The following is a 22,885-nucleotide window of genomic DNA, read 5'->3' as shown; positions in this document are numbered from 1 at the left end:
CGATGAACTTCGAAATCATTGCCGGCGTCTCTCTCGAGTCGCTGATCAACGCTCAGATGATCGCGTACGCGCTGGCCGCGATCGGCCTGAACGTGCACTTCGGGTACACCGGCCTGCTGAACTTCGGCCAGTCGGCGTTCCTCGGTGTCGCCGCCTACGGCCTGGCCATGAGCGTCGCCACGTTCGGCCTGCCGTTCTGGATCGGCCTCGGCGTCGGTCTGCTCGGCGCGGTCGTGCTGGCGCTGCTGCTCGGCATCCCGACGCTGCGGCTGCGGGCCGACTATCTGGCGATCGTGACGATCGCGGCGGCGGAGATCGTCCGGCTGCTGTTCCGCTCGGTGTCGCTCAACAAGTGGACCGGTGGCTCCGACGGCCTGCAGGCGTTCTCCGACGACTTCTACGCGATGAACCCGTACAGCTCGCCGCTGGAGATCGGGAACCTGATCAGTTTCAGCGCACGTGAGCTGTGGATCATGACGGTCGGCTGGGTGCTGATCGCGATCTCGGTGCTCATCGTGTTCCTGGCGATGCGCAGCCCCTGGGGCCGGGTCATCAAGGCGATCCGCGAGGACGAGGACGCCGTCCGCAGCCTCGGTAAGAACGTCGTGTCGTACAAGATGCAGGCTCTCGTCCTCGGTGGCATCCTGGGCTCGCTCGGTGGCTACGTCATCGCGCTGGGCAACGCCGCCGTGCAGCCGGACACCTTCGGCACCGAGTTCACCTTCTACGCGTACGCGATCGTCATCCTCGGTGGCGCGGCCCGGGTCTTCGGACCGGTCGTCGGGTCGATGATCTTCTGGTTCCTGCTGGCCTTCATCAACGCCCTGCTGCCGTCGGCCATCGACGCCGGGTACATCCCGGACTGGCTGATGACCAAGACGCAGGCGGGCGCGGTCCAGTACATCCTGGTGGGCCTGGGCCTCATGCTCTTGCTGATCTTCCGTCCGCAGGGCATCTTCGGTGACAAGAAGGAGGTCATGCTCGATGGCCGCTGACACCAATGTCCCGCCCGGCGTGGTCAAGGCGCGGGAGGCCCTCAAGGACGTCCCGCACGAGCCGGGCGCCAAGAAGAAGGACCCGATCCTGGTCGCCGACAAGGTGGTGCGGCGCTTCGGCGGTCTCACCGCGGTCCAGGTCGACCACATCGAGATCCAGCGTGGCGCGATCACCGCGCTGATCGGACCCAACGGCGCCGGCAAGACGACGTTCTTCAACCTGCTCACCGGCTTCGACAAGCCGAACGAGGGGAACTGGAACTTCAACGGCAGCCCGCTCGCCGGGGTGCCGCCGCACAAGGTGGCCCGCAAGGGCATGGTCCGGACCTTCCAGCTCACCAAGGCGCTGTCCCGCCTGTCGGTCATCGACAACATGCGGCTCGGCGCCACCGGTCAGAAGGGCGAATCCTTCTGGCAGGGGCTCATCCCGGCCCTCTGGCAGGGCCAGGAGAAGGAGATCACCGAACGGGCCGACGAGCTGCTCGTACGGTTCAAGCTCGACGCCAAGCGCGAGGACTTCGCCGGCAGCCTCTCCGGCGGTCAGCGCAAGCTCCTCGAGATGGCCCGGGCCCTGATGGTCCAGCCCGACATGGTGATGCTCGACGAGCCGATGGCCGGTGTGAACCCGGCCCTGACGCAGTCGCTGCTCGGCCATGTGAAGAGCCTGCGTGAGGACGGCATGACCGTTCTCTTCGTCGAGCACGACATGGACATGGTCCGTGACATCAGCGACTGGGTGATCGTGATGGGTCAGGGCCAGGTGATCGCCGAGGGCACGCCCGACACGGTGATGGCCGACCCGCGGGTCATCGACGCCTACCTGGGCGCGCACCACGACGGCACCGCGCACGACTCCGCCGAGGTGGCCGCTGAGGTGGCCGCCGAGGCCGAGGGAGGTAAGTCAGATGAGTAGCCGCTCCGACAACGAGATCCAGGACCGCTCCGCCCACGTGGCCGCGGCCGAGGGTGCGCTGGTCCGTGCCGACGACCTGATCGCCGGTTACCTCCCGGGCGTCAACATCCTCAACAACTGCGATCTGTACGCCAAAGAGGGCGAACTGGTCGGCATCATCGGCCCCAACGGTGCCGGTAAGTCGACGCTGCTCAAGTCCCTCTTCGGTCTGGTGACGATCCGGTCCGGCGCGGTCACGCTCCGAGGCGAGGACATCACCAACCTCAAGGCCAACAAGCTCGTGGCCAAGGGGATCGGGTTCGTCCCGCAGACCAACAACGTGTTCGGCACCCTCACCATCGAGGAAAACCTCGAGATGGGTACGTTTCTGCGGCCGAAGCGCTTCAAGGAGCGCTTCGACTTCGTGGTCGGCCTGTTCCCCACCCTCGGCACCCGGCGCAAGCAGCGGGCCGGTGCGCTCTCCGGTGGTGAGCGGCAGATGGTCGCGATGGGCCGGGCCCTGATGATGGAACCGAGCGTCCTCCTCCTCGACGAGCCGTCGGCGGGTCTGTCGCCGGCCATGCAGGACGAGGTGTTCTTCCGGACCAAGCAGATCAACGACACCGGCGTCACCGTGATCATGGTGGAGCAGAACGCGCGGCGGTGCCTCCAGATCTGCGACCGGGGCTACGTGCTGGACCAGGGCCGCAACGCGTACACCGCGTCCGGCCGTGACCTGATGCACGACCCCAAGGTGATCGAGCTCTACCTCGGGACCCTGGGCAAGGCCTGATCGGTTTCGCGAAAGGCCCCCGGCAGCGACTGCCGGGGGCCTTTCCGTGCGCGGTGTCCGGGCCGGGCACAACGGGCGAGGGCCCGGCCGAAACGGCCGGGCCCTCGCTGCTTACCAGTGGCTCAGATCAGATCTTGCCGGGCTGGTAGGAGATGTTCTTGTAGGTGTTGTCGTTGCCGTACTGGTAGATGCCGATGGTGGCCTCGGAGGGGTCACCGGCGTCGTTGAACTCGACCGGGCCGCTGACACCGTCGTAGTCGATGTCCTTGCCGGCCGTCACCAGGTCCTTGCAGGCCTGGTAGCTGGTGCACTTCTCGCCACCCTTGCTGACCGCGGCGAGCTGCTTGCTGTAGTCGCCGGGAGCGTCGCTCTTGGCGGCCTCGGCGGCCAGCGCGGCGAGGATGGTCGCGTCGTAGGACTCGGCCGAGTACGAGAAGTCCTTCAGGGCCGGGTCGACCTCGAGCAGCTTCTTCTGGAAGTCCTCAGAGGTCTTCGCGCCCGGCAGGGTGCCCTTGGCGCCCTCGAACGTCCCGTTCGGGAACTCCTTGCCGTAGTTCGACAGGTTGCCGTCGACGAAGTACCACTTCTTGGCCTTCGCGGTCAGGCCGACCTCGACCAGCTTGGGGACGATCTTCTTGGTCTCGTCGAAGCCGATCAGCACGATGGCGGCCGGGTTGGCCTCCTTGATCTTGCCGATTTCAGCCGAGAAGTCGGCCGCCTTCGGGTCGTAGACCTCTTCGGCGACGACCTGGCCGCCACCGCTCTCGACCGCGGCGCGGACGCTCTTGGCGAGGCCGGTGCCGTACGCGTCCTGGAGGACCAGGAGACCCACGGTCGCGTTGCCGTCGGCGACCACCAGGTCACCGAGCACGCGGCCCTGCAGGGTGTCCGGCGGCGCGGTCCGGAAGTAGAGGCCCTTGTCGTTGTACGTGGTGAACTTGTCGGACGTGTTCGCCGGCGAGATCTGCACCACGCCCGCGCCGGTGATCTTGTCGATCACGGAGAGGGACACCGACGAGGACGCCGCGCCGATGATGACGTCGACCTTCTCGGCGAGCAGCTTGTTCACGGACTGGCTGGCGATGTCGGTGGAGGTGTCACCGGAGTCGGTGTCGCTGACCACGGCGTCCTTGCCCAGGACGCCACCGGCGGCGTTGATCTCCTTGACCGCGAGGTCGACACCGGCGAACTCCGGCGGGCCGAGGAACGCGAGCGAACCGGTCTGCGGCAGCAGGGTGCCGACCTTGAACACGCCGTCGCCACCCGCGGCCGCGGGTGCCGAGGAGGAACCGGTCTCCGGCGTTTCACCGTCGTTCGAGCACGCGCCCAGAGCAAGGCAAGCGGCACCCAGCACGGCGACACCGCGCCATGCGAAGTTGCGGCGGATCATCAAATCTCCTTTGTCCCAGCGCGGTGGGTGCATGGGTGGCCCCCACTGCCATGACGCTGATGGTGGCAACCTAATGAGCTGTGGACCTCGGGGCTAGCTCAAAGCTCCGGTTGCAACAGGACAGTTGCCTATCCGTAACTTTCCGCTAGCGGTCTGACGTTTGAGCGGGTGAACCGGCGGCCCGGACGGCGTACCGGGGATTGTCAGACCCGGCGACTAGAGTGCCGGGATGTGAGCGACGAAGCCGAGACCCCCCGCCTGCTGCTGCTCGACGGCCATTCGCTGGCCTATCGGGCCTATTTCGCGCTGCCGGTGGAAAACTTCAGCACCGCCACCGGGCAGCCGACCAACGCCGTCTTCGGTTTCACGTCGATGCTCATCAACATGCTGCGCGACGAGAAGCCGACCCACATCGCGGTCGCGTTCGACGTCTCCCGCCACTCCTTCCGTACTGAGAAGTATGCGGAGTACAAGGCCGGCCGGTCGGAGACTCCGCAGCCCTTCCAGGGTCAGGTCAGCCTGATCAAGGAGGTGCTGGAGGCGCTGCGCATCCCGGTGCTGGAGAAACCCGGCTACGAGGCCGACGACATCATCGCCACCCTGGCGACACAGGCCCGCGCCGCCGACATGGAGGTGCTGATCTCCACCGGCGACCGGGACGCGTTCCAGCTGGCCGGCGAGCACACCACGATCATCTATCCGGTGCGCGGCGTCTCCGAGGTCTGGCGGATGACCCCGGAGGCGATCGAGACCAAATATTTCGTACGGCCTGAGCTCTACCGTGCGAAGGCGGCGCTGGTCGGCGAGGCCAGTGACAACCTCACCGGCGTGCCGGGGGTGGGTGACAAGACCGCCGCCAAGTGGATCAAGGAGTATGGCGACCTCGACGGGATCATCGCCAACGTCGACAAGATCAAGGGCAAGGTCGGCGACAGCCTGCGCGCCCACCTGGCCGACGTGATCCGCAACTTCGACCTCAACGCGCTGATCCGTGACCTGGAGCTGCCGCTCGGCCCGGCCGACGTGCGCTGGCAGGGCTGGGATCGAGAGGCTGTGCACCAGGTCTTCGACGCCCTGGAGTTCCGCATCCTGCGGGAGCGGCTGTATTCGTACCTCGACGCCGTCGAGCCGGAGGCCGAGGCCGGGTTCGACCTGGCCGGGCAGGTCCTGCGTTCCGGCGGGGTCGCCGCCTGGCTGCGGGAGCACGCCGGCACCGACCCGGTCGGTGTCGCCGTCACCGGCACGTTCGGGCGCGGCACCGGCCGCCTGACCGGCGTCGGCGTGGCCACCGCGGGTGGCCCGGCCGCCTGGTTCGACCCGACCGGCCTCGACGAGGACGACGAGCGGGCGGTGGCGGCCTGGCTGGCCGAGCCGTCCCGGCCCAAGGTGGTCCACGACGCGAAACCGGCCCTGCTCGCCTTCCACGCGCACGGCTGGCAGCTCGCCGGTGTCCTCACCGACACCGCCCTGGCCGCCTACCTGGCCAAGCCCGACCAGCGGGCCTACGACCTCAACGATCTGGCGCTGCGCTACCTCAAGCGCGAGCTGAAGGTCGAGGAGCCGCAGGAGGCCCAGCTCGCCTTCACCTTCGACGGCGACGACAGCGGGCCGGACGACGCGGCCGAGCAGGGCGTGATGCTCCGGGCCCGGGCCACCCTCGACCTGGCCGAGGTGCTCACCGCCGAGCTGTCCCGGGACGGCGGCGAGTCGGTGCGCCTGCTCGCCGACGTGGAGCAGCCGCTGTCGGTGGTCCTCGCCGAGATGGAGCAGCGCGGCATCGCCGCCGACACCGACTACCTCTCCGAGTTGGAGTCGCACTTCGCCGCCGAGGTGAAATCCGCCCAGCAGGCCGCGCACGAGGTGGTCGGCCGGGAGTTCAACCTCGGCTCGCCCAAGCAGCTCCAGGAGATCCTCTTCGTCGAGCGCAACCTGCCGAAGACGAAGAAGATCAAGTCCGGCTACACCACCGACGCCGACGCCCTGACCAACCTGTTCGAGCAGACCGCCGACCCGCTGCTGGCCCACCTGCTGCGCCACCGTGACGTCGCCAAGCTCAAATCGACAGTCGACGGCCTGCTCAAGTCGGTCTCCGACGACGGGCGGATCCACACCACCTTCAACCAGACGGTCGCCGCCACCGGCCGGCTCTCGTCGACCGACCCCAACCTGCAGAACATCCCGATCCGCACCGAGGAGGGCCGCCGCATCCGCCGTGCCTTCGTGGTCGGTTCCGGCTTCGGCACGCTGATGACGGCCGACTACAGCCAGATCGAGATGCGGATCATGGCGCACCTGTCCGGTGACGACGCGCTGATCGCCGCGTTCAACTCGGGCGCCGACTTCCACGCGGCCACCGCGTCGTCGGTCTTCCACGTCGGCCTGGAGGAGGTCACCGCCGACCAGCGCCGCAAGATCAAAGCCATGAACTACGGCTTGGCGTACGGGTTGAGCGCCTTCGGCCTGTCCAACCAGCTGAGCATCTCCACCGAGGAGGCGCGCACGCTGATGACGGAGTATTTCGAGCGCTTCGGCGGAGTCCGCGACTACCTGCAGGCGGTGGTGCAGCGGGCCGGCAAGGACGGCTACACCGCCACCATCCTCGGCCGTCGTCGCTACCTGCCCGACCTGAGCAGCGACAACCGTCAGCGCCGTGAGATGGCCGAGCGGATGGCCCTGAACGCGCCGATCCAGGGTTCCGCCGCCGACATCATCAAGATCGCGATGCTGCACGTCGACGAGGCCCTCAAGGACTCCGGCCTGTCCTCCCGCATGCTTCTCCAGGTGCACGACGAACTCGTCTTCGAGGTCGCCCCCGACGAGCAGGAGCCCTTGGAGGAACTGGTCCGCCGGGAGATGGGCGGCGCCTACCCGCTGTCGGTCCCGCTGGAGGTCTCGATCGGCGCCGGCCGCGACTGGAACGGAGCCGACCACTAGCCGCCGCGGCGCTGGTTCGGTCCTTACCGCCGCGCTGCCTCGGTCCCTGCCGCCGAGCTGATCGGGTCCTACCGCCGCGTTGTTCGGTCCCTTGCCCGCCGCGCTGTCTTGGTCCCTGCTGTCTCGCTGTCTTGGTCCCTGCCGCCTCCGGTAGGGACCAAAGCCTCTGTCTCCGCGCCATCGGTTCCGGCTATGCCGTGGGCGGCCGGGCCTGATCCGGTCCGGTTTTCGCGTTGCTTCCAGCGGGTCGAAGTGTGCCGGGTGGGCGTGCTTCGGTCCGGTTCTCGCGGTGCTTCCAGCGGGTTGAGGCGTGTCGCGGGTGGGCGTCTTTCGGTCCGGTTCTCGCGTTGCTTCCAGTGGGTCGAGGTGTGCCGGGCGGTGATTTCCGAAGGGGTGGTGGCGGCGCCCGGTCGGGTGACGGCGGGCGCGTCGGCGTACCCGGACGGGTGGCATTCGCGCCGCTGGTTGCGCTCTTCTGCAACCCTGGGCCGATGCCGAGCCGATCGACGTCGATTGAGGTTCGCCCCGGTGCCGCGCCCGACGCGCCATCCGGGGCCCTGACCGGGCACTCCGCCGTGGCCCTCGCGCCGGGGCTCCGCTCCGGCCCGCACGTCCATGGGCCGCACACCGCGGTGGTGTCCGGGCACGACCTGGTCGCCATCGGGCACGGGCCGCTCGACTCCGACCAGGCGGGCGACCTCGCCGGAACCTTCAAGGCGCTGGGCGATCCGGTCCGCCTGCGCCTCCTGTCGATGATCGCCTCCGCGAACGACGGCGAGATCTGCGTCTGCGACCTCAGCGAGGCGTTCCCGCTCACCGGCCCGACCATCTCGCACCACCTGCGTATCCTCCGCGAGGCCGGCCTGGTGCACAGCGCCCGCCGCGGCACCTGGGTCTACTACCGGGCCGTCCCCGGCGAGCTCACCCGCCTGGCCGGAGTCCTCGACGCCGGACGCCCGTAGGCGTCTTCACACAAGCAGTCGTCGGGCCGTGCACGGTTTGATGCCGACCGGGGCTTCGGGCTCATTTGAGGGGGTCGTGACCCCAGTTCATCAGTGAGTGGCGCCATCGGCTGTCGGTGACGTCGCCGCCCGGTCGCTGGGCCATGTGCCGATGCACGTAACCGACCACCTTGCGCATGTGCTGTTCGTCGGCGTCGGTGAGGTCGGCCTTCTTCGTGCCGAGGATCCGGACGATCTTCCGGCCCGAATCGTGACCGACCGACTCGGCGCCCGCGGACCGTTTCTGTCCGACCTCCCGGGATTCGTCGCTCTCGAGCCATTTGCGCAGCTCGGTGGCGGTCATGTTGACCGCCTCGCGGAATTCGGTGTGCAGGTCACCCATGGCGCAGCGCCTCCGGCTTGTGCACCGCGTCGCGCCCGGTCTTGTCACTGCGCACCCGGTACTGCGGTTCCTCGGCCGACGCGGCGACGGTTCGTCCGGCTGTCGCGGTGCGCTTGGTGATCTTCTCCTGGACAGTGCCCCGGACGGTCTCCCCATGGCTTCGCCAACTCACCTTTTCGCCCTTTTTCAAGCTTTTCTTCGCTTTGGTCATATCTGCCGGATACCCGGCCTGCCGCCCCGGAAACGGCCGCGGCGAGGAGGGAAGGCACAGGAGGTCCTGGCGGCGAGGCGTGGAGCGGGAGCGAGGAGAGGAGGCGGCGGCAGTAGGGAGGCGGCGAGGCATGGGGCGCACGGATTCGGCGTGAATGGGGCCGGAGGCACAGAGGGCTGGCGGCGGGAGGCGGCCGGGGCGCGGAGAGGGCCGGGGGCGCGAAGGAGGCCGGGGCGCGGAGAGGGCCAGCGGCGGGAGGCGGCCGGGGCGCGGAGAGGGCCGGGGGCGCGAAGGAGGCCGGGGCGCGGAGAGGGCCAGCGGCGGGAGGCGGCCAGGGCGCGGAGAGGGCCGGGGGCGCGAAGGAGGCCGGGGCGCGGAGAGGGCCAGCGGCGGGAGGCGGCCAGGGCGCAGAGGGGGCCAGCGGCGGGAGGCGGCCAGGTTGCAGAGAGGGGCGGAGGTGCGGAGGGGCCCGGGGGCGCGAAGGAGGTCGGAGGCGTGTAAGGCAACGGAAGGGTAGGGGCGCGGGAGGCGGCTGCGAAAACGGGTCGCCGAGGTGTGTCGGCGGGAGCGTGGGGCGAGACGGCGGAGGGTCAGGGTTTGGGGAGGTCGCAGACGAAGATGGCGGTGCCCGGGAAGAGGCGGCCGCGCAGCGGGCTCCACTGGCCCCAGATCTGGTCGTGGTCGGCCGGCCACTCCGGTTCGACCAGGTCGCGCACGACGAAACCGGCCGTCACCAGCTCGCGGATCCGGTCGCCGAGAGTGCGGTGCTGCTCCAGGTAGCTGACCACCCCGTCCTCGTCGCGCTCGACGTAGGGGGACCTGTCGAAATACGAGTTTCGGGCGAGCAGGCCGGTCTCGTCCGGCTCGTCCCAGAAGACCCACCGCATCGGGTGCGTGATGGAGAACACCCAACTGCCGCCGGGCCGCAGCACCCGAGCCACCTCGCGCATCGCCGCGCCCGAGTCGGCCACGAACGGGATCGCGCCGAACGCCGTGCAGACGATGTCGAACGAGTCGTCGGCGAACGGGAGGGCCATCGCGTCGGCCTGGACGAGCGGAACCCGTACCCCACTGCGCCCTTCGGCCTCGCGGGCATGCCGCAACATGCCCGCGGACAGGTCGATGGCGACCGGATGGGCGCCCTCGCGGCGCAGCCACCGGCTGGCCGATGCGGCGCCGGCGCCCAGTTCCAGGATCTTTTTTCCCGGTACGGGTCCGAGTAGGCGCGCGTCGGCCTCCCGTAGCCGTTCCGGGCACCAGACGAAGTCGACGTCACCCAGGAAGGCGCCGTGTTCGTCCTGGTAGTCGTCGGCGTCGAGGTCCCACCAGGAGCGGTTGGCGCGGCGCGCCTCGGTCTCGGTGGGTGTCTCGAACGAGTGGGACGAAGTCACCCGGCCACGGTACGGCAGGCGTGTCGACCGTCCCGATTCGGCCCATAAGGGGCATGCTGACGGGTTCTCGACCGACAATGTGCCGCGGTCCTCAGGAGGGCTTGCAACCTGTGGTAATGCGCACGGTAAGCTAGTCGATGCGCTCGCGGATCGTGTGCCTCGGCAGGGAGCAGGTTCCGTGGTCGTCGGTCTCGGCATGATCGACTGCGTTGATGTGACTGCTCTCGGGTTGGTCGTCTCGTTCGCTCGTGCCGCTTCCGACGGCAGTTCCGTGGAGCGCGGGAGACACCACGAATCCATTCCGTTCGGAGCAACTGTCCACATGACGAGCAGCATCGAGGCCACCTCGAGCGCCAACAAGGTCACCGTCGACGATCTCGGATCCGAGGAAGCATTCCTCGCCGCCATCGACGAGACCATCAAGTACTTCAACGACGGCGACATTGTCGAAGGCACCGTCGTCAAGGTCGATCGGGACGAGGTCCTGCTCGACATCGGCTACAAGACCGAGGGCGTCATCCCCTCGCGCGAGTTGTCGATCAAGCATGACGTGGACCCCGCGGAAGTGGTGTCGGTCGGTGACCACATCGAAGCCCTCGTCCTCACCAAGGAGGACAAGGAAGGTCGCCTGATCCTCTCGAAGAAGCGTGCGCAGTACGAGCGCGCGTGGGGCACCATCGAGAAGATCAAGGAAGACGACGGTGTCGTTCGCGGCTCCGTCATCGAGGTTGTCAAGGGTGGCCTCATCCTCGACATCGGCCTCCGTGGCTTCCTCCCGGCTTCGCTCGTCGAGATGCGTCGTGTCCGCGACCTGCAGCCGTACGTCGGCCGTGAGCTCGAGGCGAAGATCATCGAGCTGGACAAGAACCGCAACAACGTGGTCCTGTCCCGCCGCGCCTGGCTCGAGCAGACGCAGTCCGAGGTTCGTACCGAGTTCCTCAACAAGCTGCAGAAGGGCCAGGTCCGCAAGGGCGTCGTGTCCTCCATCGTCAACTTCGGTGCCTTCGTTGACCTGGGTGGCGTTGACGGCCTCGTGCACGTCTCCGAGCTCTCCTGGAAGCACATCGACCACCCCTCCGAGGTCGTCGAGGTCGGCCAGGAGGTCGAGGTCGAGGTGCTCGACGTCGACCTGGACCGCGAGCGCGTCTCGCTGTCGCTGAAGGCGACCCAGGAAGACCCGTGGCGTCAGTTCGCCCGGACCCACGCGATCAACCAGATCGTGCCGGGTAAGGTCACGAAGCTCGTTCCGTTCGGTGCGTTCGTCCGCGTCGACGACGGCATCGAGGGCCTGGTGCACATCTCCGAGCTGGCCGAGCGTCACGTCGAGCTGCCCGAGCAGGTCGTCCAGGTGGGTTCGGACGTTCTGGTCAAGGTCATCGACATCGACCTGGAGCGCCGCCGGATCTCGCTGTCGCTCAAGCAGGCCAACGAGGGCTTCGTCGAGGGCGAGGAGCACTTCGACCCGACCCTCTACGGCATGGCCGCGACGTACGACGCCGAGGGCAACTACATCTACCCGGAGGGCTTCGACCCGGAGACGGGCGAGTGGCTCGAGGGCTTCGAGAAGCAGCGCGAGACGTGGGAGAAGCAGTACGCCGACGCCCGCGAGCGCTGGGAGGCCCACACCAAGCAGGTGCAGGCGTCCCGCGACGCCGACGCCGAGGCCGCGCTCAACCCGGCTCCGGCCGGTGGCGTGACCACCTCGTCGTCGACCACCTCCTCCTCGAGCTCGTCGGCTCCGGCGCGCTCCGCTGAGGAGCCCGCGGGCACCCTGGCCACCGACGAGGCTCTCGCCGCTCTGCGCGAGAAGCTGGCCGGCGGCAAGAGCTGATCCAGCGGTAGCTGTAGTCAGTACCACCGAAAGGCCGTCCCGACTCCGGTCGGGGCGGCCTTTCGCCTTTCCTGCACACCGTCGCCTCCCGGACGCGGCGGCCGGCCGGGTTCTGGCGATACTTGATCCCATGCTGAGAGTCGGGCTCACGGGTGGAATCGGTGCCGGCAAGAGCGCGGTCGCCCGGCGACTCGCCGAACACGGTGCGGTGATCATCGACGCCGATCTGCTGGCCCGCGAGGTGGTCGAACCGGGCACGGACGGCCTGGCCGAGATCGTCGAGGTGTTCGGGGCGGGCGTGCTCACCGCCGAGGGCACTCTGGATCGTCCGGCTCTCGGGGCCCGGGTCTTCGGCGACGAGTCGGCCCGGCGGCGTCTTGAGAAGATCATTCATCCCCGGGTACGGGAGAGGGCCGCTGAGCTGACCCGCTCGGCCGCGCCCGGCTCGATCGTGGTGAACGACGTTCCCCTCCTGGTCGAGGCGGGGCTGGCTTCGTCGTACCACCTGGTGATCGTGGTGCTGGCCGACCGTGAGGTGCGGCTGGAGCGTCTCACCCGCCTGCGTGGCATGACCCCGGCGGAGGCCGCCGCGCGGATCGACGCGCAGACCGACGACGCCGGCCGACGGGCCGCCGCCGACGTGCTCCTGATCAATGACGACGATCTGGACAGTCTGCGCAGCGGGGTGGACGGGGTGTGGTATGCCCGGCTCGTGGAGTTCGAACGTAATCTCCGATCCGGGCGATCCGCGGTGAGAAGCCTGGATTCGCGCATCGTGGAGTCCGATCCGGAGTGGCCACTCGCGGCCGCTCGACTGATCGCCCGGCTCCGGCACGGCCTTGGTGACCGGTTCGACATTCAGCACGTCGGGCCGACCGCGGTGCCCGGCCCACCGGCCCGCGACGTGATCGACCTGATGATCGGGGTGCGCACCCTGGACGAGGCCGACGGTCTCGCCGGCCGCCTCGGTGAGCTGGGCTTTCCGGTGCGGCTGGGTGAGTGGTCGGACCGCGCCGGGCAGCACGGCGGCGCTTGGCCGAAACGGCTGCACGGCTGTGCCGATCCGGGGTATCGCGTCGATCTGCACCTGCGGGTGGCGGGCTCGCCGGGCTGGCGACTCGCGCTGTTGCTGCGTGACTACCTGCGGGCGGTCCCGGCGGCGGTGGGGCGGGCGGACGTGGCGCAGGCGGCCGACGACTGGGCGGCGTCGACCGGCTGGCAGCCGTCCTGAGTCGGGGTTGATCTCGTGCCGATCGGGCCGCCGGGTTTTGGGCGAAGGGCCGCCGGGTTTGGGTGAAGGGCCGCCGGATTCTGGGCGAAGGGCCGCCGGATTTTGGGTGAAGGGCCCTCGCGGCGGCCGGGTCGGGTGACCCGCCGTGGGTGCGCTCGCCAGGGCGTCCGGGGCGCATCGAACCACGGTGCGGCACCGAGCCGTGTGGGGACCCGGGCTGCCGGCGGCCGCCGCGAGCGGCCTACCCGCCCAGCCTAGGCCGGGCCGTGACGACCGGACAATGCCGTGGCCACGGGCCGAATGTGCATCCTGAGCACGCCGCCGCGGAAACTTGTCATACCCCCGACGTACGGTGGTGGGCATGGCGCTCGACATCCCACGACTCGACGGCCGGTTCGAGGTCGTCAGCGACTACCAGCCCGCGGGTGACCAGCCCGCCGCGATCGACGACCTCGAGCGGCGGGTCCGCAGCGGCGATCGGCACACCGTCCTGCTCGGCGCCACCGGCACCGGCAAGAGCGCCACCACGGCCTGGCTCATCGAGCGGCTCCAACGGCCCGCTCTGGTGCTCGCGCCCAACAAGACGCTCTGCGCCCAGCTGGCCAAGGAGTTCCGCGAGCTCCTGCCCAACAACGCCGTCGAATATTTCGTCAGTTACTACGACTACTACCAGCCAGAGGCATATATCGCCCAGACCGACACCTACATCGAGAAGGACTCGTCGGTCAACGAGGAGGTGGAGCGGCTGCGCCACTCCGCCACCAGGTCGCTGCTCACCAGGCGCGACACGATCGTGGTCGCGACGGTCAGCGCCATCTACGGCCTCGGCACCCCGCAGGAATACGTCGCGATGGCCGCCCGGGTGAAGGTCGGTGAGGAGGTCGACCGCGACAAACTGCTACGCAAGCTGGTCGACATTCAGTACACCCGCAACGACATGGCCTTCCAGCGTGGCACCTTCCGGGTCCGGGGCGACACCCTGGAGATCATCCCGGCGTATGAGGAGCTCGCCATCCGGATCGAGATGTTCGGCGACGAGGTGGAGAAGCTCTACTACCTGCACCCGCTCACCGGCGACGTGATCCGTGAGGTCGAGGAGCTGATCATCTTCCCGGCCACGCACTACGGCGCCGGCCCGGAGCGGATGGAGCGGGCGATCCGCGACATCGAGGTCGAGTTGGAGGAGCGGCTCGCCGAGTTCGAGCGGCAGGGCAAGCTGCTGGAGGCGCAGCGGCTGCGGATGCGCACCACCTACGACCTGGAGATGATGCGGCAGGTCGGCTTCTGCAACGGCATCGAGAACTATTCGATGCACATGGACGGGCGCACCTTCGGCGAGCCGGCCTATACGTTGCTCGACTACTTCCCCGACGACTTCGTCACCGTCATCGACGAGTCGCACGTCACCATTCCGCAGATCGGCGGCATGTACGAGGGGGACGCGTCCCGCAAACGGATCCTGATCGAGCACGGCTTCCGACTGCCCAGCGCCGCCGACAACCGGCCACTGCGGTTCGACGAGTTCCTCGAGCGGGTCGGGCAGATGGTGTTCCTCTCCGCCACTCCGGGCAACTGGGAGATGGAGCAGGCCCAGGGCGAGTTCGTCGAGCAGGTCATCCGTCCGACTGGCCTGGTCGACCCGCAGGTCGTGGTCAAACCCACCAAGGGCCAGATCGACGACCTCATGCACGAGATCAAACTGCGTACCGAGAAGGACGAGCGCGTCCTGGTCACCACGCTCACCAAGAAGATGGCCGAGGACCTCACCGACTACCTTCTGGAGAACGGGATCCGGGTTCGCTACCTGCATTCCGAGGTCGACACGCTGCGCCGGGTCGAGTTGCTCAAGGAGCTGCGTAAGGGCGACTACGACGTCCTGGTCGGCATCAACCTGCTGCGGGAGGGTCTCGACCTGCCCGAGGTGTCGCTGGTGGCCATCCTCGACGCCGACAAGGAGGGCTTCCTGCGCAGCGGGCGGTCGCTCATCCAGACCATCGGCCGGGCCGCCCGTAACGTGTCCGGCGAGGTCCACATGTATGCCGACAAGATCACGCCGTCGATGCGGGACGCCATCGAGGAGACCGATCGCCGCCGGGCCAAGCAGATCGCCCACAACGAGGCCAACGGCATCAAACCGCAGGCTCTCCGCAAGAAGATCCACGACATCCTCGACGACATCTACAAGGAGGCCGAGGACACCGAGGAGGTCGTCGGTGGGTCCGGCCGGCAGATGTCCCGGGGCAAGGCACCCGTCCCGGAGACCCGGTCCCGGGGGAAGGCGGCGGCCACCCCGGCGCGCGCCGGGATGGCCCGGGCCGAGCTGGCCCAGCTCATCCAGGACCTCAGCGACCAGATGCTCGGCGCGGCCCGGGAGTTGCAGTTCGAGCTGGCCGCGCGGATCCGCGACGAGATCCACGAGCTGAAGAAGGAGCTGCGCGGCATGGACATGGCGGGGGTGAAATAACCGGTCGTCCGCGGGCGGGCACGTCACTAGCCTGGCGGCCATGACCGCTGAAGTGCGCCGGGTGGCGGATGCCCTGCCCGAGGACGATCTGCTGGCTCTCGTGCGGCGGTGCCGGGCGGCCGACGGTGGCATGCCACTGGTGACCGAGCCGTGGTTCCTGCGCGGTCGCTGGCTCGCCGCCGGCACGGTGGCTTTCGAAGCCCGAGTCGGCGGAGAGCTGATCGCCGCGGCCGCGGTCCGGCCCTCCCCGGCCGGCCCCATGATCAGCGGCCTGGTGGACCCGGCGTTTCGCGGCCGGGGCCTCGGCTCGCGCCTGCTCGACGCCGCTTTGGCCGCCGCGACCGAACTTTCGGCCGCCACCGCCCCTGCCGCGGCCGATCTTTCGGCCGCCACCGCCCCTGCCGCGGCCGATCTTTCGGCCGCCACCGCCACCGCCCCTGCCTCGGCCGCCGCACGGTCCGACGCCTCTGTCGCCCCGTCCGACTCCCTCGACTCAGCTTCCGGTTCGGTTGGTTCCGCTGGTTCGGTTGGTTCCGCTGGCTCGGTCGGTTCCGTTGATTTGGCTGGTTCTGCCGGTTTAGCACCTTCGGTCCCTTCTGCCTCCGAACCTTCCGCTTTCGCTTCCTTTTCTGCTTCCGCTTCGCCCGCGTCCTCCGCGCCCGCTTCCGACTCCGTCTCGTCCGCTTCCGCCGCTCCCGCCGCCTCCGCCCGCACCGCCTCCGCCCGCACCGCCTCCGCCCCCACCGCCTCCGCCCCGCCTGCCTCTGTTTCCCCGGCTGCCTCCGCTGATGATCTTTGGGTGGCTGATTCTTCGGGCGGGGAGCAGGGGGATGAGTCGGCGGGCGGCACTTACGGGGGCGCGGCTGCGGTGACGGTGACCGTCGAATGTGAAGGGTTCACGGCTGGGGCTGCGGAGCTTTTCGCTTCGCGGGGGCTCTCGCAGGTCTTCGGCGAGGATGTGATGCGGATCAAGGTGACCGACTCGGTGGCGGAGTGGCCGGACGGGGCTGAAGTCGTCGAATGGTCGGCTGAGACCGCTCAACGTTTTCATGCGGTTTATGCCGCTTCGTTCCGGGATCGGCCGGGCTTTCCTGATCCGAGCGCCCAGGAGTGGATCGAGGAGAACACCGAGGACGACGATTTCCGCCCGGAGTGGTCGATCATGGTGGCCCTGCCGGGACGCGGCGACGTCGGGTTCGTGACCGCCGCCGAGGGATGGATCGTCCAGGTCGGCGTGGTTCCGGCCGCTCGTGGGATCGGTCTCGGCGGCGCGTTGATCCGGGAATCGCTACGGCGGATGGCGGCGGCCGGTGCCACCGAGGCGTGGTTGACCGTCAACGTCAACAACCCGTCGGCGGCAGGTCTCTACCGGCGACTCGGCTTCGACGACATGGGGCAGCGAGCCCGCTACCGCTGACCGGGCCGCATCGGACGGCGATGGCCGGTCCTCCATCGAGTCGTCGGGCCATGCCGGCCATCTCCCTCGACGCCGTCATGACCGGCGTTCGCGAAATTCGGGCGCGGATGCCGGGCTCGAGTGGTGGAGGCGCGGATTCGGGTTCAGGTGGTGGGGGCGCGGATTCGGGTTCAGGTGGTGGGGGCGCGGATTGCGGCTCGGGTGGTGAGGGCCCTGGGCCCCGGCTCGGGTGGTGAGGGCTCGGATTGCGGCTCAGGTGGTGGAGGCGCGGATTCGGGCTCGGGTGGTGAGGGCTCGGATTGCGGCTCAGGTGGTGAAGAAGTCTTGGCCCGGGTTGTGGTTAGGGCTCTGGATGTCGGTGAAGTACTCGGCGAGCGGGGGCTGGGCCAGCGAACCGCCGATCAAGGCGCGCCACTGTGCGAAACGGTCCGAGCGGCGGAAGTTCTGCTCGTGGGCCTCGACGCTGTCCCATTCGGCCAGGAGGACGAATCGCCTCGGGGACTCGACGGCGCGCCGCAACCGGACCGAGCGGCAACCGGGTGTCGTCGCCACCAGCGGCCGGGCCAGTTCGTAGGCATCGACGAAGTCGCCCTCCCGGCCTGGCAGTACGTCGATCAGCGTCACTTCGAGAACCATGCCCACAAGCGTCCCATACGCACCAGATGGGCAGCGTACTAGGATGCCCGAGCGGCGGTGCGGGATCCCGAAGCGGGGGAATCGGCGCTGCTCACGGCGTAGGGTAGGGAAGCGGCGGCAACCTTGAGGCCGTTGATGTGCGGCGCTTGTCGTTTCTGCCCGGATGGGGCGTTTCGATGGCGAGCCGTACCACTCTCTGGTCTCCCGGTGTGCCGTTCGCGCCGAGGATGCGTAACAATGGCTCCTGTGGGAGGGGAGTATTCCCCCGCTCCGGTCTCGTCAACACGGAACGTCCTTCGGGGCGGGCCCGGGGCCGGTGGTCACGGATCCGGGATCCGTGGCGGAAGAGACCTCCGACAGTCGCACGTCGCTGTTCTCATCTCTTCCAGGGTGGGCGCAGCGACGACCCGTGTCTGCCGGAGGTCCTTAGTTGAACATTTCTGCATGGGTGTGGGTCGCCACCCTGGTCGCGCTGGTCGCGGTTCTCGCCGTCGATCTGCTCATCATCGGGCGACGACCGCACGAGCCCAGCATGAAGGAAGCCGGCGGGTGGGTCGCGTTCTACGTGGGCCTCGCCGTGGTCTTCGGTATCGGGGTCTGGCTCACCGCCGGTGGCCAGGCGGCGGGTGAGTTCTACACCGGCTGGCTCACCGAGTATTCGCTGAGTGTCGACAATCTCTTCGTCTTCGTGATCATCATGGCCCGGTTCGCCGTGCCCCGGCACCTTCAGCAGAAGGTGCTGCTGATCGGCATCGTGCTGGCCCTCGTCATGCGTGGCATCTTCATCGCCGCCGGCGCCGCGCTGATCACACAGTTCTCCTGGGTGTTCTACATCTTCGGCGCGTTCCTGGTCTACACGGCGATCACGCTGGTGAAGGGCGAGGACGAGGACGAGGAGTTCAAGGAGAACATCCTGATCCGCTGGGCCAAGCGGGCCCTGCCGCTCTCCTCCGAGTTCGGCGACGGCCGGTTCAGCGTCGTCACGGAAGCGGGTAAGCGCCTCTTCACTCCGATGCTCATCGTGATGATCGCGATCGGCACCACGGACCTGATCTTCGCGCTCGACTCGATCCCGGCGATCTTCGGTATCACCAAGGAGCCGTACCTGGTCTTCACCGCGAACGTTTTCGCGCTGATGGGCCTGCGTCAGCTGTTCTTCCTGCTCGGCGGTCTCCTGGAGCGCCTCGTCTACCTCAACATCGGCTTGGCCGTGGTGCTGGCCTTCATCGGCGTGAAGCTGGTCCTGGAGGCCCTGCACACCAACAGCCTGTCGTTCATCAACGGCGGCGAGGGCTTCCACTGGGCGCCCGAGATCCCGATCTGGCTCTCTCTGCTGGTGATCCTCGGAACCCTGGCCGTGGCCACGGTGGCCAGCCTGATGAAGACGTCTCGTGACAAGAAGAAGGAGCTGGCCAGCCAGTAATCCCGAACCAACCCGAACGGGCCCGGCGACCACGGTCGCCGGGCCCGTTTTCGCAAGATCGACTTTCGCCGGGCGGGGGCCGGCGGCGGGCGGCGGCCGTGTGGTGGGGGCAGGAGCCTCGACGAGAAAAGGTGAGGACGGCGCGGTGCTCCGGCCGTAGGCGAGGAAGGGGCGAGGAAGGGGCGAGGAAGGGGCGAGGAAGGGGCGAGGAAGGGGCGAGGGAGAGGTGAGGAAGGGGCGAGGGAGAGGTGAGGAAGGGGCGAGGGAGAGGTGAGGAAGGGGCGAGGGAGAGGTGAGGAAGGGGCGAGGGAGAGGCGAGGAAGGGGCGAGGGAGAGGCGAGGAAGGGGCGAGGGAGAGGCGAGGGAGAGGTGAGGTTGGTGCGGTGCTCCGGCCGTACCGCCAGAGGGTCTTGATCTGACCGGACAGCGACCATCGAACCGCGCCCACCGCCAGACGAAAAGTCCGGCCCGCCCAAAGAACATGGACGGGCCGGACTGAGAAACAAACGACTTACTGGTGCTTGCGGCGAGCGGCGGCACGACCGCGGGTGGTGGCGTCCAGAACCACCTTGCGGATCCGCACGGCGGACGGGGTGACCTCGACGCACTCGTCCTCGCGGCAGAACTCGAGGGACTGCTCCAGGGACAGCTTGCGCGGCGGGATCACCTTCTCGGTGTTGTCCGCGCTGGCCGCACGCATGTTGGTGAGCTTCTTCTCCTTGGTGATGTTGACGTCCATGTCGTCGTCGCGGGAGTTCTCGCCGACGATCATGCCTTCGTAGACCTCGGTGGCGGGCTCGACGAAGAGCTGCCCGCGCTCCTGGATGTTGATCATCGCGAAGGCGGTGACGGCGCCGGCCCGGTCGGCGACGAGCGAACCGTTCTGGCGGGTGCGCAGCTCGCCGAACCACGGCTCGTAGGCCTCGAACAGGTGGTGCATGATGCCGGTGCCGCGGGTCTCGGTGAGGAACTCGGTCCGGAAGCCGATCAGGCCGCGGGCGGGGACGAGCCACTCCATGCGGAGCCACCCGGTGCCGTGGTTGATCAGCTCTTCCATCCGGCCCTTGCGGGTGGAGAGCAGCTGGGTGATGGCGCCCATGTACTCGTCGGGCGCGTCGATGGTGAGACGCTCGACCGGCTCGTGCACCTTGCCGTTGATGGTCTTGGTGACGACCTGCGGCTTGCCGACGGTGAGCTCGTAATTCTCCCGGCGCATCTGCTCGACCAGGATGGCGAGAGCCAGCTCACCACGGCCCTGGACCTCCCAGGCGTCGGGGCGGTCGGTGTTGAGGACGCGCAGCGACACGTTGCCGATGAGCTCCTTGTCGAGGCGGTCCTTGACCATCCGGGCGGTGACCTTGGCGCCCTTGACCTTGCCGACCAGCGGCGAGGTGTTGGTGCCGATGACCATGGAGATGGCCGGCTCGTCGACGGTGATCAGCGGGAGCGGAATCGGGTTCTCCGCGTCGGCGAGGGTCTCGCCGATCATGATCTCCGGGATGCCGGCGAGGGCGATGATGTCGCCGGGGCCGGCGCTCTCGGCGGGCTTGCGCTCCAGGCCCTCGGTGACCAGCAGCTCGGAGATGCGCACGTTGCTGATGGTGCCGTCGGTCTTGCACCAGGCGACGGTCTGGCCCTTGCGGATGGTGCCCTCGTGGACGCGGCAGAGCGCGAGACGGCCGAGGAACGGCGAGGCGTCGAGGTTCACGACGTGCGCCTGCAGCGGGGCGTCCTCGTGGAACTTCGGCGCCGGAATGGTCTCCAGGATGGTGCTGAACAGCACATCGAGGGAGTCGCTGTCCTCCGGGACGGTGCCGTCCTTGGGCTGGGTCAGCGAGGCGATGCCGTCGCGGGCGCAGGCGTAGACGATCGGGAAGTCGATCTGCGACTCGTTGGCGTCGAGGTCGAGGAACAGCTCGTAGGTCTCGTCGACGACCTCTTTGATGCGCGCGTCCGGCCGGTCGACCTTGTTGATGATCAGGATGATCGGCAGCTTGGCGGCGAGCGCCTTGCGCAGCACGAAGCGGGTCTGCGGGAGCGGGCCCTCGGAGGCGTCGACGAGGAGGGCGACACCGTCGACCATGGTGAGGCCGCGCTCGACCTCACCGCCGAAGTCGGCGTGGCCGGGGGTGTCGATGATGTTGATGGTGACGGCTTCGCCCTCGGCGGGCTGGTAGCTGATCGCCGTGTTCTTGGCGAGAATGGTGATGCCCTTTTCCCGCTCCAGGTCCATGGAGTCCATGACGCGGTCGGCCATCTCGCCACGCGCGTGGGACTGGCTGCCCTGGCGCAGCATGGCGTCGACCAGGGTGGTTTTGCCATGGTCGACGTGAGCGATGATGGCGACGTTGCGTAGGTCGGTGCGGGTCTGCATGACGTCCATTGTTCCCGGCTCAGGTTGCCGATCGTGACACGGGGTCAAAGCCCGAATCTTGTGCTGATCTGTCCGTTTTACGGGTCAGCGGTGATGAGTCGGCCACTGTTAGCGTTCCTCGTCGATGTCCAACGGGGGAGGTTCGCGTCGATGCGCAAGATCAACATTGTGGCCGCGGTGACGGTTCTGGTGGTGGCCGCGGGATGTGGTCTGGCCGGGGCGGACGAGGAGAAGCAGGCAGCCGCGCCGGTGGCGGTGACGACCAGCGAGCCGACGGTCGAGCCGACTGTGGAAGAGGAGCCGACGCCGGAGCCGGTGAAGCCGTCGCCCTCGAAGACGAAGGCGTCCAAGAAGCCGGCCGTGAAGCCGACCGAGGACCCGTTCAACATGCAGCTCCCGCCGTGCGCGGACTACGTGGGTAAAGCGGTGACCCGGGCGAAGGCGAAGGTGGCCCTGAACGCGGCGGCGACGAAGGTGTACTGGCCGGGTTCGGCGCCGACGCTGCGGGTGCCGGCCGATCTGATCCGGTCGGTGGCGTGGCACGAGAGCGGCTGGGTGTCGAACATCCGCAACTGTGACGGTGGCTACGGTCTGATGCAGGTGATGCCGGACACCGAGGATTTCGTCAACCAGCGGTTCGAGAAGAACTACGACTCCGATGACTACAAGCAGAACGCGATCATCGGCGCCAACTACCTGGCCTGGCTGACCAAGTACTTCGGTGAGAAGTATTTCGCCGAGAAGTACGACCTGAGCACCGCCAAGTGCAAGACCGACGCGTCGCCGTGCCTGCTGAACCTGGTGATCAACGGGTACAACATGGGTCCGGGGTCGACCGAGGAGACGTACCTGGCGAGTAAGAAGCTGTCGAACCCGGATTACGTGCACCTGATCCGGGCGAACATGCGCGAGTGCGACTGCGACCGGTTCTGACGCCGGGCCGGTCCCGGGTGCTCCGGAGTCGGGGGCTACACTGGGTGGCGGACCCGAGACCCCGTACACCCACCGTTTTGACCCTCTCGTCGACACGGTAGTAAGGTCTCGGGGTTGTCGTGTGTCGTTGATGCTGGCGAGCTGCGTTGTCTCGGCCCGCAGCTCACCCTAAGGAGCCTTACCCAATGCCTCCCAAGAAGAAGACCCATGAGGTAACCCTCGCGCTTGAGGCGGGTAACGCCGCGATGGTCGACCTCGGTAAGATGCTCGGCCCGACCGGTGCCAACATGCGCGCCGTCAAGGTCGAGTACGACGAGGCCACCGCGAAGAACCGGGGCGAGATCATCCCGGTCATCGTGTCGGTCTACGAGGACCGCAGCCACACGCTGGCCTACAAGACGCCGCCGACCAGCTTCCTCATCCGGAAGAGCCTGGGCATCCAGTCCGGCGCCGCCAACCCGCTCACCACGACCGTCGGCACCCTCAGTGCCCAGCAGGTCAAGGAGATCGCGGAGCGCAAGCTGGTGGACCTCAACGCGAACGACCTCGAGGCCGCGATCAAGATCGTGTCCGGCACCGCCCGTTCCATGGGTGTCAAGGTCGCTTCCTGAAGTTCCTGATTTTCT

General features: G+C 68.1%; 18 protein-coding genes. 12 read left to right on the top strand and 6 right to left on the bottom strand.

Annotation, left to right across the window (positions count from 1 at the left end):
* Positions 1-2: 2 nt before the first annotated feature.
* The 3 genes from Q0Z83_RS35325 to Q0Z83_RS35315 are packed head-to-tail and all read left to right on the top strand — an operon-like array spanning position 3 to position 2,680.
* Complete coding sequence (locus Q0Z83_RS35325; protein WP_317787577.1) at positions 3-995, top strand: branched-chain amino acid ABC transporter permease; 993 nt, start codon at positions 3-5, stop codon at positions 993-995.
* Positions 985-1,908, top strand: coding sequence for an ABC transporter ATP-binding protein (locus Q0Z83_RS35320; RefSeq protein ID WP_317787576.1), 924 nt, complete (start codon positions 985-987; stop codon positions 1,906-1,908). The genes Q0Z83_RS35325 and Q0Z83_RS35320 overlap by 11 nt, the downstream gene beginning before the upstream one ends.
* Positions 1,901-2,680 (top strand): ABC transporter ATP-binding protein, encoded by a 780-nt coding sequence (locus tag Q0Z83_RS35315; RefSeq protein ID WP_317787575.1) that lies wholly within the window; start codon positions 1,901-1,903, stop codon positions 2,678-2,680. The genes Q0Z83_RS35320 and Q0Z83_RS35315 overlap by 8 nt, the downstream gene beginning before the upstream one ends.
* Positions 2,681-2,807: 127 nt before the next feature.
* Here the strand turns inward: Q0Z83_RS35315 and Q0Z83_RS35310 are convergent, their stop codons facing one another.
* Positions 2,808-4,070 carry an ABC transporter substrate-binding protein gene (locus Q0Z83_RS35310; RefSeq protein WP_317787574.1) on the bottom strand — a complete coding sequence of 421 codons (1,263 nt, stop codon included), beginning with the start codon at positions 4,068-4,070 and terminating at the stop codon, positions 2,808-2,810.
* A gap of 231 nt (positions 4,071-4,301) precedes the next feature.
* Here Q0Z83_RS35310 and polA point away from each other — a divergent pair, with 231 nt between their 5' ends.
* Entirely contained in the window at positions 4,302-7,004 is a 2,703-nt protein-coding gene (gene polA, locus Q0Z83_RS35305) for a DNA polymerase I (RefSeq protein ID WP_317787573.1), read from the top strand.
* Between the two features lie 650 nt (positions 7,005-7,654).
* Positions 7,655-7,966: an ArsR/SmtB family transcription factor gene (locus Q0Z83_RS35300; protein WP_317797200.1), complete on the top strand. Its 312-nt coding sequence runs from the start codon at positions 7,655-7,657 to the stop codon at positions 7,964-7,966.
* A gap of 61 nt (positions 7,967-8,027) precedes the next feature.
* On the opposite strand, the gene Q0Z83_RS35295 is transcribed toward Q0Z83_RS35300, so the two are convergent.
* The 3 genes from Q0Z83_RS35295 to Q0Z83_RS35285 form a co-directional block, all read right to left on the bottom strand.
* Complete coding sequence (locus Q0Z83_RS35295) at positions 8,028-8,348, bottom strand: DUF3140 domain-containing protein (protein WP_317787572.1); 321 nt, start codon at positions 8,346-8,348, stop codon at positions 8,028-8,030.
* Entirely contained in the window at positions 8,341-8,559 is a 219-nt protein-coding gene (locus tag Q0Z83_RS35290) for a hypervirulence associated TUDOR domain-containing protein (protein ID WP_317787571.1), read from the bottom strand. The genes Q0Z83_RS35295 and Q0Z83_RS35290 overlap by 8 nt, the downstream gene beginning before the upstream one ends.
* Positions 8,560-9,149: 590 nt before the next feature.
* Positions 9,150-9,950: a class I SAM-dependent methyltransferase gene (locus Q0Z83_RS35285; RefSeq protein WP_317787570.1), complete on the bottom strand. Its 801-nt coding sequence runs from the start codon at positions 9,948-9,950 to the stop codon at positions 9,150-9,152.
* Between the two features lie 322 nt (positions 9,951-10,272).
* On the opposite strand from Q0Z83_RS35285, the gene rpsA reads away from it, so the two are divergent.
* The 4 genes from rpsA (at position 10,273) to Q0Z83_RS35265 (ending at position 16,893) form a co-directional block, all read left to right on the top strand.
* Entirely contained in the window at positions 10,273-11,781 is a 1,509-nt protein-coding gene (gene rpsA / locus Q0Z83_RS35280; protein ID WP_317787569.1) for a 30S ribosomal protein S1, read from the top strand.
* 130 nt (positions 11,782-11,911) lie between these two features.
* Positions 11,912-13,012, top strand: coding sequence for a dephospho-CoA kinase (gene coaE / locus Q0Z83_RS35275; protein ID WP_317787568.1), 1,101 nt, complete (start codon positions 11,912-11,914; stop codon positions 13,010-13,012).
* Between the two features lie 361 nt (positions 13,013-13,373).
* Positions 13,374-15,476: an excinuclease ABC subunit UvrB gene (uvrB, locus tag Q0Z83_RS35270; RefSeq protein WP_317787567.1), complete on the top strand. Its 2,103-nt coding sequence runs from the start codon at positions 13,374-13,376 to the stop codon at positions 15,474-15,476.
* A gap of 40 nt (positions 15,477-15,516) precedes the next feature.
* Entirely contained in the window at positions 15,517-16,893 is a 1,377-nt protein-coding gene (locus Q0Z83_RS35265; RefSeq protein WP_317787566.1) for a GNAT family N-acetyltransferase, read from the top strand.
* 306 nt (positions 16,894-17,199) lie between these two features.
* On the opposite strand, the gene Q0Z83_RS35260 is transcribed toward Q0Z83_RS35265, so the two are convergent.
* Entirely contained in the window at positions 17,200-17,529 is a 330-nt protein-coding gene (locus Q0Z83_RS35260) for an antibiotic biosynthesis monooxygenase family protein (RefSeq protein WP_317787565.1), read from the bottom strand.
* Positions 17,530-17,965: 436 nt separating this feature from the next.
* On the opposite strand from Q0Z83_RS35260, the gene Q0Z83_RS35255 reads away from it, so the two are divergent.
* Entirely contained in the window at positions 17,966-18,952 is a 987-nt protein-coding gene (locus tag Q0Z83_RS35255) for a TerC family protein (protein WP_317797199.1), read from the top strand.
* A gap of 511 nt (positions 18,953-19,463) precedes the next feature.
* Here the strand turns inward: Q0Z83_RS35255 and typA are convergent.
* Positions 19,464-21,326, bottom strand: coding sequence for a translational GTPase TypA (gene typA / locus Q0Z83_RS35250; protein ID WP_317787564.1), 1,863 nt, complete (start codon positions 21,324-21,326; stop codon positions 19,464-19,466).
* A gap of 150 nt (positions 21,327-21,476) precedes the next feature.
* Here typA and Q0Z83_RS35245 point away from each other — a divergent pair, with 150 nt between their 5' ends.
* Together Q0Z83_RS35245 and Q0Z83_RS35240 are read left to right on the top strand one after the other, a co-directional pair.
* On the top strand, positions 21,477-22,259 hold the full coding sequence (locus Q0Z83_RS35245; protein WP_317787563.1) for a transglycosylase SLT domain-containing protein: 783 nt from the start codon (positions 21,477-21,479) through the stop codon (positions 22,257-22,259).
* A 185-nt stretch (positions 22,260-22,444) separates the two neighbouring features.
* Entirely contained in the window at positions 22,445-22,870 is a 426-nt protein-coding gene (locus tag Q0Z83_RS35240) for an uL11 family ribosomal protein (protein WP_317787562.1), read from the top strand.
* Positions 22,871-22,885 lie beyond the last annotated feature (15 nt).

Origin of the sequence: Actinoplanes sichuanensis (assembly GCF_033097365.1) — a bacterium.
Classification (GTDB): Bacteria; Actinomycetota; Actinomycetes; order Mycobacteriales; family Micromonosporaceae; genus Actinoplanes; species Actinoplanes sichuanensis.
This window is presented reverse-complemented; position numbering and strand designations above follow the sequence as displayed.